Consider the following 10,324-nt stretch of genomic DNA (forward strand, 5'->3'; position numbering starts at 1 on the left):
ACATAAAAATGGCCCGCATGGAGCGGGCCATTTTTCAAGCTCCAGAGCGCAGCGCTTACTTGGCGGCGTTCTTGAGACCGTTCAGGATTTCGTTCTTCGCATCTTCGACGGAGCCCCAGCCCAGCACCTTCACCCACTTGCCCGGCTCCAGATCCTTGTAGTGCTCGAAGAAGTGCACGGTCTGCTTCATCAGCAGTTCCGGCAGGTCATCGGTAGTCTGCACCTTGTCGTACAGCGGGGTCAGCTTGGAAACGGGGACTGCGACAACCTTCGCGTCCTGACCGGCCTCGTCTTCCATCTTGAGGACGCCGACCGGACGGCAGCGAATCACCACTCCGGGCAGCAGCGGGAACGGTGTGACCACCAGCACGTCGACGGGGTCACCGTCGCCGGCGATGGTATGCGGAACGTAGCCGTAGTTGATCGGATAACGCATCGAGGTGCCCATGAAGCGGTCGACGAAAACCGCGCCGCTATCCTTATCCACCTCGAATTTAATCGGATCGGCCTGCGCCGGAATCTCGATGATGACGTTGATGTCGTTCGGCACGTCTTTGCCGGCCTTGACCTGATCGAAACCCATACCTTCCTCCCGTGAAAATTGTGCGCCGAATTATATGTGGAAATGGGGGCTTCTCGTTGTGTGCTTCGAACAATGCACTATCGATCTCCCACTGCCTCATGGGGGCATCTGTGCTGAAAACCCTGCCAGGCGAAGTTTGAACCCGTAACCACACAGTCGCGTCAGCCGACAGATCCGGTTCGCGGGCTATATAATCGCGCCCCTTGACGGCGATACCTCCCGCTGGATCGGATGAAAATACTAGCTTCACTACGCTCGATGCACGCAAGCAGCGCTCCCCGCACGCTGCCCGCAATTCATTGGGGCTGGCTGCTAGTGGTCACCGGGGTGCACGCGGCCGGACTTTTCGCACTCTCGGGACTGGCCGGCGTTTCCGACACAGACCACCGCCCAGCCGATACGCCGGTGATCAGCGTTCAACTTTTGCCGCCAGACATTTCGATGCCCACCATCATCACTCCGGCACCAACGCTTCCGACTGCCGAGCCGACTCTTCAGCCAAAGCCTCGCGGCAAGGCAATTCCGGCCTCGCCTCCCGCTGCGGGGCAAGGCCCGGCTACAAGCACGCAAGGCGAGATGGCGCACAAACCACCCCCAGCAGCCGGCACAACACCGTCACTCGTGAGCCCCGCGCCGATACCTAGCAAAGAGCCCCCCACGGTCGAAGGAATGCAGGCGACAACCCCATCCAGCAATCGGCCAGCCCAGCCGCCGGTTTCCGGCAACCATACTACCGCAGCCGCCCAGGCCGGGTCCGATGGAGCGCCCCCCCTCCTCGCTGCACGTTTCGATCCCGCCTACCTGCAAAACCCGGCGCCGGCCTACCCTAAAGTTTCCCGCCGGCGGGGCGAAGAGGGCAAGGTCATGCTGCGCGTGAGAGTACTCGGCGACGGTCGCGCCGATACCGTGGAAATCGCCGAAAGCAGCGGCCATCCGCGCCTTGACGAAGCAGCGCGAGAAACAGTGCGCGGCTGGCGATTCGTTCCGGCACGTACGGGCGACACTTCTATCGACAGCTGGCTGCGTGTTCCGATTGTCTTCCGACTCGAAAACTGACCGCGAGTATCTTTTCTCCATCAATCAGAGCGGACAGGTGAACCCCGCATCTTCCACCGCTGTGCGCATCGCATCGACGGACACCTGCGTCGGGTCATAGCGCACCACGGCCTGTGCCCCTTCGAGGGACACCTGAGCATCCTCAACGCCCGGCAATCCCTTGAGCACTGTCGTCACATTGCGCACGCAACCGCCACAGCTCATATCTTCAACCTTGATCGTCGCTTCCGCCATTTTCCGCACCTCCTGAAAAACTCACCGCCCCGGTCGCCAACGCCGCAATAACAGCGAATTGGTGACCACCGAAACCGAACTCATGGCCATCGCCGCCCCCGCGAGCACCGGGTTGAGAAACCCGAAAGCGGCCAGCGGAATGCCCAGTACGTTGTAAATGAAGGCAAAGAACAGGTTTTGCCTGATCTTCGACAGCGTTGCGCGCGACAGATCGATCGCATCGGCAACGCCATGCAGGCTGTTCCTCACCAATGTAATGTCGGCCGCCTCCATCGCCACGTCGGCGCCAACACCGATCGCGAAGGACACGTCGGCCGCCGCCAGCGCTGGCGCATCGTTGATGCCGTCACCCGCCATACCGACCCGCACACCGTCTCGGGACAAGGACTTCACGACGGCGGCCTTCTCGCCCGGCATTACGCCGGCACGCCAGTCGTCGATGCCAGTCTGCGCAGCGATCGCTGCCGCAGTCGCTGCATGATCGCCCGTCAACATCACCACCCGCAGACCACGCGCCTTCAGGCGTGCCACCGCAGCGGCCGAATCGGCACGTACCCGGTCGGCAACGCCAATCAGGCCGGCAAACTGCCCATTCACGGCCACGGCCACGAGCGTCTTGCCGGCCGCCGCCAAATTTTCGCATGCAGCCAAAGGCAGATCGACACCATGCTCCTGCAGAAAATCGGGGGTACCCAACACAACGCTCCGCCCATCGACCCGGCCCGACACGCCCTTGCCCGCTACTGCAACCGTTCCCTCCGCGGCGGCAACCGCTATCGCCTGAGCTCGCGCCTCCGCCACAATAGCCGCGGCAATCGGGTGCCCGCTGGTCTGCTCCAGAGCCGCCGCGATCGCAAGTAGTTGCTCCCGACTCCAGCCTTCGGAGGGCACCACATCGCTCACCGCCGGAGTCCCCTCGGTCAGCGTGCCGGTCTTGTCCACAGCCAGTACGCGAATCTTCTCCGCCAGTTCGAGCGCCTCGGCATTCTTCACCAGCATGCCCGCTCGCGCCCCCTGCCCGGTCCCGACCATGATTGCCGTCGGCGTCGCCAGCCCCAATGCACATGGACAGGCGATCACCAGCACCGCCACCGCACTAGTAAGGGCCTGCGCGAAATCACCCGCAAGCAACCACCACGCCAGGAAGGTAACGGCCGCAAGCACGACCACCACCGGTACAAACACCGCCGCGATACGATCCGCGAGCCGCTGCACCGGCGCCTTGGAGCCCTGCGCCTGCTCGACCATGCGGATGATCCCCGCGAGCATCGTGTGAGCGCCTACGCCAGTCGCACGGCAGCGCAACGTGCCTTGGCCGTTGAGGGTTGCCGCGAAGACTTGGTCGCCAGGATGCTTGTCGACCGGCATGCTCTCGCCAGTCAACATCGCCTCATTGAGCGCCGACTCGCCGGACGCCACCTCGCCATCCACCGGCACCGCATCGCCAGCGCGCACGACAAAGAGATCGCCCGGCCGCAGGGTCTCGACCGACACCACGACCAATGCACCGTCACGCTCGACGTAGGCCAGCTTCGGTTGCAGACGCAGCAAGGCATCCAGCGCCGCCGTCGTGCGCGCCTTGGCCCGCGCCTCAAGCAACTTGCCCAATAGGATCAGTGTGATGATCGTTGCCGACGCCTCGAAATACACATGCAGATCATGCCGGCCGAGCAGTGTAACGATCGTGCTATACACCCATGCCATCGTTGTTCCGAGTACCACCAACACATCCATGTTGGCCCCTCCACCATGCAACGACGACCACGCACCACGGTAAAAACGGGCGCCGACCCAGAACTGGACCGGGGTCGCAAGCAGCAACTGCAACCAGCGCGGCACCACATCGTGGCCGATTTCGCCCCCCCATCCGTCACCGAGCATCAATGGCATTTGCGCCAGCAAAGGCAGAGTCAGCACCGCGGAGATCCAGAACCGTCGCAGTTCAACCCGCCACGCGGCCGCCTGGCGCAAGCGCTCCTGTTCCCGGGTCGCGATGCCCGTCTCGATACCCTCGAAGCCCGCTCGCCGGACCGCCTGCTTCAAGTCTTCCGGCAACACCAGCCCCGGCTGATAGCGCAACCTCGCGCGCTCGGTCGCGAAGTTTACGGTCGCATCGACCCCGGGCAGACGATTCAACACTTTTTCCAGGCGCGCCGCACATGCCGCGCAGGTCATACCCGAAATCGCCAGCTCCAGCGTCGCCGGCGGGACGTCAAAGCCGGCCTTGCGGATGGCGGCCACCACCTGCGCGGGGCTGCTATCGGCTGCGGTGAAACTCACCCGCGCTTTCTCGGCGGCGAGATTCACGCTGGCGCTGACGCCTGGCAGACGGTTCAGAACCTTTTCGATACGCGCAGCGCATGCCGCGCAGGTCATGCCCGCTACCGGCAGATCAAGGGGGGCGCGATTCACTGTCGTTTCCTGTGTACTCATTTTCAGCTCCAGTCCTGCATCCTGTCGGGTGCCCCGTTCATCGACCCATTCTGAACAGGGGTTGCCGAACTCAGCTCTTGATGGCAGTCTAGACCCCGTACCAACGTACGGAGTCAACCCCCGCATGAACGAGATCACCATCGGAACCCTGGCGCGGTCGGCGGGCGTCGGCGTGGAAACGGTGCGCTACTATCAGCGCCGCGGCCTGCTCCCGCCGCCCACCGGGCGCAAAGGCGCATTCCGCGTCTACGGTGATGCCGAGCTCGCGCGTCTGCGCTTCATCCGCCGCGCACAGACACTGGGATTCAGCCTGGACGAAATCTCCGATCTGCTGGCACTGGACGAGGAAAGCGATCGCGAAAGTGCGCGCGCATTCGCGAATGCGAAAATTGCGGACGTCGAATCACGCATTCGGCAGCTTGAAGAAATGCGCAATGCCCTGCAGAGCTTGGTGCATTGCTGCGAATATACTGAAGCACCAGCGCCCTGCCCGATTCTCAATGCTCTGACGGACGAGAACAGTCCACCACCCAGCAGTGCAGTACAGACATCAACGGCGCGAAAGGCTTGAGTATCGGACTCGCCAGCCGGTTACACTTCACACACCACGCCACGCCACAGCATGCCGCCAAGGGTTGGCGCGTGGTACAGCCCGAACACACCGAAGCCCAGCACCAACATGCCAGCGATGACACGCACGCTGCGGTTGCGGGTGATCTCGCGAAAGCGCTTGAACAGCATGCCGGCGAGCATCAGGTTGGGCAGGGTACCGAGTCCGAATGCCAGCATCAGCCCTGCGCCGCGCGCTGCAGACCCCGTGACAAGCGCCGTCGTCAGAACGCTGTAGACCAAACCGCAGGGCAAAAATCCCCACAGCAGACCGAGAGGCAGTGCCTGTCCGACGGAGCGTGCCGGAATGAATCGCGCGGTAAACGGCTGGATTCGCTGCCATAACCGCAGCCCGACCAGTTCGACCGGAGCCAACAAACGGGTAAAACCGGTCAGATACAACCCCAGCGCGACCAGCATCAAGTTGGCAAGGACGTACAAGCTCAGCTGAATCGGCAGAATATCGGAGAACAACATGCCAACCGTACCCAGCGCCCCCAGCAAACCGCCCAGCACGGCGTAGGTCCCAATGCGCCCCAAGTTGTAAGCGAGATGGACGGGCCACTGGCGGCGCGCCTGGCCTGGCATATTGACGGTCAGCGCACCAACGATCCCACCACACATGCTGACGCAGTGGGTTCCGCCCAACAGGCCGATCAGGAAAGCTGCGATGTAACCGGTTTCAGGCATGCGGTTTCAGAAAAAGTGCGCCGGAAATGAACGACGGGCGCACGACAGGCATGAAGTGGTGCGGGCGTCGAAAAACGCCCGCACTCTAACACCTTCATCCCGACAACGCAGCAGCCCCGCAAGAGCGAGGCGCTGTGATCAGATCACCTTGGAATAGCGAGCGCGCTCCCGGTCGGAACGCAGGTAGCGGTCGAAGACCATTGCGATGCCGCGCACCAGCAGGCGTCCCGGGGGCAGCACACTGATCCACTTGTCGCTCACCTTGATCAGTCCTGCCTCTTCCATCGCGCGCAGATCCTCAAGTTCGTCGGCGAAGTACTCGTCGAACTTGATCAGGTGTGCGATCTCGATGGATTCGATGGAAAGCTCGAAATGGCACATCAGCGCCTGGATGATCGAGCGGCGCAGCAGGTCATCCGCGGTGAGTTCGATGCCGCGCAGCACCGGCAGCTCGTCGCGATCCAGCCTGTCGTAGTACTCGTCGAGCGTCTTTACATTCTGCGCGTACACCGGACCGATCTTGCCGATGGCCGAAACGCCAAAGGCCAGCAGGTCGCACTCGGCCTGCGTCGAATAGCCCTGGAAATTCCGATGCAGCCTCCCCTGGCGCTGCGCGATCGTGAGCTCGTCGTCCGGCTTGGCAAAGTGGTCCATGCCGATGTAGACGTAACCCGCCTCGGTGAGCCGGCGAATCGCCAGCTGCAGAATCTGCAGCTTGGTGTCCGACGTCGGCATGTCGTTGATCGCGATGCGCCGCTGCGGCTTGAACAGGCCCGGCAGGTGAGCATAGCTGTACAAGGAAATACGGTCGGGCGACAGCTCGAGCACCTGCTCCAGCGTGCGGTTGAAGCTGATCACGTTCTGGCGCGGCAAGCCATAGATCAGATCCATGCTGATCGACTTGAAGCCGGTCGCGCGCGCCGAATCGATCACCAGCTTCGTCTCTTCGAAGCTCTGGATGCGGTTCACCGCGGACTGTACGTCCTCATTGAAATCCTGCACGCCGACGCTCATCCGGTTGAAACCGAGGTCCGCGAGCAGCTTCACGGTGTCGAAATCCACCTTGCGCGGGTCGACCTCAATCGAATATTCGCCATTTGGAACCAGTGTGAAGCGCCTGCGCACCGAATCCATCAACTGCCGCATCTCATCATGCGACAGGAAAGTCGGCGTTCCGCCTCCTAGATGCAGCTGCGTGACCTGCCGACTGCCGCCCAGCGCCGCGGCCTGCATCTCTATCTCTTTATCAAGATATTTCAGATACTTGGCTGAACGCGCATGATCCTTCGTAATGATCTTGTTGCATGCGCAGTAATAGCAGATCGTGTTACAGAAGGGGATGTGGAAGTATAATGAAAGCGGTTTGCTTACCCCGCCGACTGCACGCTGGGCCAACCAGTCACGCAGCGCGCGTGCATCGAACGCTTCGACGAAGCGGTCGGCCGTCGGATAGGAGGTGTAACGCGGCCCGTTGATGTCGAAGCGACGGATCAACTGCTGGTCAAAGACAAGATCTTTCTGGCTGGTCATGGTTGTATCGCTTGAGTGCATTCCGTACGATCTCAAAAAGCAGCACTTTTGTGGTTGACGTGGATCAACGGTGTATACCGAAGATCTTACGTCACGTCTCTGAAGAGGAAACCAGATTATCGTGCAAATGAAGGTGACGGTGCCGATTACGGTTGCCGGTCTCAAGGTGGCGTGCTCGCAGTGCAATCTGGTCGAGCTCTGCCTGCCCTACGGGATGTCGGAAAACGAGATCGACCGTCTCGACGAACTCGTTGGTGCGCGCCGCAAGATCAAGCGGCAGCAGCATCTGTATCGCGCTGGTGAACCTTTCGAGGCCATCTACGCGATCCGGGCCGGTTCGTTCAAAACGGACGTGCTGCTGGAAGACGGACGCGAGCAGGTGACTGGATTCCAGATGACAGGCGAAATGCTTGGACTCGATGGCATCAGCACCGAACTGCACTCGTGCAACGCTACCGCGCTGGAAGACAGCGAGGTGTGCGTGATCGCATATAACAAGCTCGAAGAGCTGTCGCGTGTAGTCGAAGGTCTGCAACTCCAGTTTCACAAGGTGATGAGCCGCGAGATCGTGCGTGACCATGGCGTAATGACCCTGCTCGGCTCGATGCGCGCCGAAGAGCGGCTCGCGGCATTCCTGCTGAACATGTCGCAGCGCTTCACCGCGCGCGGCTTTTCAGCGGCCGAATTTCATCTGCGCATGACGCGCGAGGAAATCGGCTCCTACCTCGGACTCAAGCTCGAAACCGTATCGCGCGCGTTCTCCAAGTTTCAGGATGAAGGCCTGATCGCTGTCCAGCAAAAACACATCCGAATTCTGGACATCGTCGGACTGAAAAAGCTAATCCAGCACCCCTCGACACGCGGCTGAAGCCGCTCGCGGGTGCGCCAGCCGAATGCTCTTACACGCGCCGGCGGGCAGTCATGGTTGCGGACATCGCAGCGACGTCCTGGGCGGTCAGCAGTTTGCGCGCGAACGGCAGCAACTCCCCCTCTTCCCGCGCGATATGCTGGCGATAGCGCTCAGCAAAGTGCGTCACGTCGGCCACCGGCAGATCGACGAGTTCACCGCGTGAAATCGGATCCAGCCTTGCACGCATTGCCACCCAAGCCGCGAACATGTCCTGATGGTCTGCCAGGATCCAGTCAATCAGGCCGCTGAGCTCCTCGCGTCGCGCGGCGTCAACCCGTGCGAGCAAGACAGGGAACAAGTCGTTTTCCTCATCCAGGTGGTGATTCAATGCCGCGAGATCGAAATAACGCATCACATTGAACGCAGCCTGCTGCGCCTGGTGATCGGCACCATGCCCCGGCAGCCAGGCGGCTAGGCGCGCCAGCGTCGCAAGTTGCGCCTGCAGGCGTTCATGACAGGCCTCAAGCATCTCGAGCGGCGTCTCGAGTCCGGGAGAGACGGGAATCAGCGAGTCGGCCATCAGAGCACTCCAGTCAGGGCAAAGTAACCAGCCGGATTCTTGCTCAGGGCGACCGACACAATCCAGGAAAACGTGGTGATCGCTGCTACCAACGAAAACACCCGGATGCGCATCGTGCGCCCCCAGCGCAGCGCAAGGGCGCCCAGCAGGATATAGACAACCAAGCCGACGACCTTGGCCGTAACCCATGGAGCAACGAACGGATACTGCCCGCTGAGGGTCGCCAGGGTGATCGCACTGCCGAGAAACACGGTGTCAATTACATGCGGCAGCGTGCGCGTGACCCGATGATCGAGCCAGTGACTTCGGCGCATCATCCATACGCCCTGCAGGACGAAGCCACAACCGCTCAGGATTGCACAGAGGATGTGCAGGTGCTTGATCGCGAGATACATCGATCACCCTGGTCGACCATCACTGCGCGGACGCCAGTAGATCGGCAGGTAGCGCGACGCCCAGGCCCCGAACACCCCGAGCCATCCGAGCACCGCCACCAGCATCAACACGCCTGACCATTCGAGCGGGACCAGTTCAGCGGCAATGCGCAGCATGACCACGCCTTCCAACCCCAGGAACAGTCCCCAGGTCAGGCGATCGGCCGCCAGCTTGCGCCCCGAATGACCGAGCGTCACGCGCGACACCATCCCCATCAGGACTGAACCGAAAAACCCCACGCCAAGCGCATGCAGGGGTGCCATGCCGAGTATGTGATATCCGAACAGCTCGGCCAGCCCCTGCACCGCAAACAGCGACAGTGCGATGCCGAGCCACAGAAACCCGATATGCAGCATTCCAAGAAGCGGCACGCGCAGTGCCGGGACCAATCGCCAACGCCAGGACAGCCATAAGGCAGCCCCTGCCGCCGGCGCATCGACGACCCAGGCAAGCGCGCTCAGATTGGCCATCGTCAGTAAGCCGTGGACTGCACTCCCCCCCACCACCATCCCAAGGACCCAGGTCGGGCGCACCATTTGGTAGGCCGGGATGACGCTACTGGAAAAAAAGGGGACCATGCGATGGCAGACGCTGAAAAATACCGGAAGCAGACACCACCACACGGCCGCATCAATGGCGATGCGCGCCCAGTCGGTATCGCCACCGACGGCAAACGCGAGCCACGCGACGAGCGCAAACGCACCGGCAATCATCGCATAGCACACCACTCGCGCATGCAAGGCCTCGAGTTCGCCGTGGTGCGCCACTTGCCAAAGGATGCGCACCACGCCCAGCCAAGCGCACAGCACCAGTAATAGGCCGGGGACCACCAATCCGCCGACCAGCATGCCTGCCACCGCAAGCCCCCATCCAGCGACAAGCAAGCGCCACGGCCACAGCCAACGTGCCTGTCGAATATCGTCGTAACCCTGCCAGCGCGGCATTGCCGTCAACAGAAAGCCAAACATGAAGAGAGGAAACACAGCGCTTGTAACCAGCAGCGCGTGCATTCGTCCCGGCGGTAGCGTCCAAGTCACCGGAGGTGCCAGCCCGACACGACTAGCTAGTTCGAGCCCCCACATCGCGAAAGTGAGCAGCAACACGACGCCGCCGGACAGGAACATCGACCGATGGGGTGCAGCAAACAGGACGAGTTGAGTTTGCGACAGTGCTGAGTGACTCTGCATGGCCCCTTGGTCCTTGATTCTGTATTACGAGCGGCGTGCCCCGAAGGGGGCGCGCAAGCCTTCATCTGGCGCTTGGCAAGGTAGAATGCTGACGTTTTCTGCCGGAGCAAGAGATGCCCACCCGCCCTGTCGACATT

Annotated in this window: 11 protein-coding genes; 3 read left to right on the top strand and 8 right to left on the bottom strand. The window is 61.7% G+C overall.

The features are described from left to right. Nucleotides 1-55 precede the first annotated feature (55 nt). Entirely contained in the window at nt 56-583 is a 528-nt protein-coding gene (gene ppa, locus GPA25_RS08840; protein ID WP_169260001.1) for an inorganic diphosphatase, read from the bottom strand. Nucleotides 584-1,252: 669 nt separating this feature from the next. Between ppa and GPA25_RS08845 the strand changes: the two genes are divergently transcribed. Next, a complete protein-coding gene (locus tag GPA25_RS08845; protein WP_169260002.1) occupies nt 1,253-1,639 on the top strand; it encodes an energy transducer TonB in 387 nt (128 codons plus the stop codon). Nucleotides 1,640-1,663: 24 nt separating this feature from the next. Here GPA25_RS08845 and GPA25_RS08850 read toward each other — a convergent pair whose 3' ends face one another. Both GPA25_RS08850 and GPA25_RS08855 read right to left on the bottom strand, forming a co-directional pair. Then, nucleotides 1,664-1,873 carry a heavy-metal-associated domain-containing protein gene (locus tag GPA25_RS08850; RefSeq protein WP_169260003.1) on the bottom strand — a complete coding sequence of 70 codons (210 nt, stop codon included), beginning with the start codon at nt 1,871-1,873 and terminating at the stop codon, nt 1,664-1,666. Between the two features lie 21 nt (nt 1,874-1,894). After that, the gene (locus GPA25_RS08855) at nt 1,895-4,306 is read right to left on the bottom strand and encodes a heavy metal translocating P-type ATPase (protein WP_169260004.1); all 2,412 of its coding nucleotides are present in this window, start codon (nt 4,304-4,306) and stop codon (nt 1,895-1,897) included. Nucleotides 4,307-4,430: 124 nt separating this feature from the next. Between GPA25_RS08855 and GPA25_RS08860 the strand changes: the two genes are divergently transcribed. Further along, a complete protein-coding gene (locus tag GPA25_RS08860) occupies nt 4,431-4,877 on the top strand; it encodes a MerR family transcriptional regulator (RefSeq protein WP_169260005.1) in 447 nt (148 codons plus the stop codon). 20 nt (nt 4,878-4,897) lie between these two features. Here GPA25_RS08860 and GPA25_RS08865 read toward each other — a convergent pair whose 3' ends face one another. Further along, nucleotides 4,898-5,605 carry a sulfite exporter TauE/SafE family protein gene (locus GPA25_RS08865; RefSeq protein WP_169260006.1) on the bottom strand — a complete coding sequence of 236 codons (708 nt, stop codon included), beginning with the start codon at nt 5,603-5,605 and terminating at the stop codon, nt 4,898-4,900. Nucleotides 5,606-5,743: 138 nt separating this feature from the next. Further along, nucleotides 5,744-7,135, bottom strand: coding sequence for an oxygen-independent coproporphyrinogen III oxidase (gene hemN / locus GPA25_RS08870; protein WP_169260007.1), 1,392 nt, complete (start codon nt 7,133-7,135; stop codon nt 5,744-5,746). A 127-nt stretch (nt 7,136-7,262) separates the two neighbouring features. On the opposite strand from hemN, the gene fnr reads away from it, so the two are divergent. Beyond that, nucleotides 7,263-8,003 carry a fumarate/nitrate reduction transcriptional regulator Fnr gene (gene fnr / locus GPA25_RS08875; RefSeq protein ID WP_169260020.1) on the top strand — a complete coding sequence of 247 codons (741 nt, stop codon included), beginning with the start codon at nt 7,263-7,265 and terminating at the stop codon, nt 8,001-8,003. Between the two features lie 31 nt (nt 8,004-8,034). On the opposite strand, the gene GPA25_RS08880 is transcribed toward fnr, so the two are convergent. From GPA25_RS08880 to GPA25_RS08890, 3 genes are read right to left on the bottom strand one after another with little or no spacing between them, the layout of a single operon-like run. Then, nucleotides 8,035-8,565, bottom strand: a complete 531-nt coding sequence (locus GPA25_RS08880) for a hemerythrin domain-containing protein (protein WP_211163024.1) — start codon at nt 8,563-8,565, stop codon at nt 8,035-8,037. Continuing rightward, nucleotides 8,565-8,960, bottom strand: a complete 396-nt coding sequence (locus GPA25_RS08885) for a SirB2 family protein (RefSeq protein ID WP_169260008.1) — start codon at nt 8,958-8,960, stop codon at nt 8,565-8,567. The genes GPA25_RS08880 and GPA25_RS08885 overlap by 1 nt, the downstream gene beginning before the upstream one ends. A 3-nt stretch (nt 8,961-8,963) precedes the next feature. Further along, nucleotides 8,964-10,187, bottom strand: coding sequence for an NnrS family protein (locus GPA25_RS08890; RefSeq protein ID WP_169260009.1), 1,224 nt, complete (start codon nt 10,185-10,187; stop codon nt 8,964-8,966). Nucleotides 10,188-10,324: the final 137 nt, after the last annotated feature.

Source organism: Aromatoleum diolicum (assembly GCF_012910955.1).
GTDB lineage: Bacteria > Pseudomonadota > Gammaproteobacteria > Burkholderiales > Rhodocyclaceae > Aromatoleum > Aromatoleum diolicum.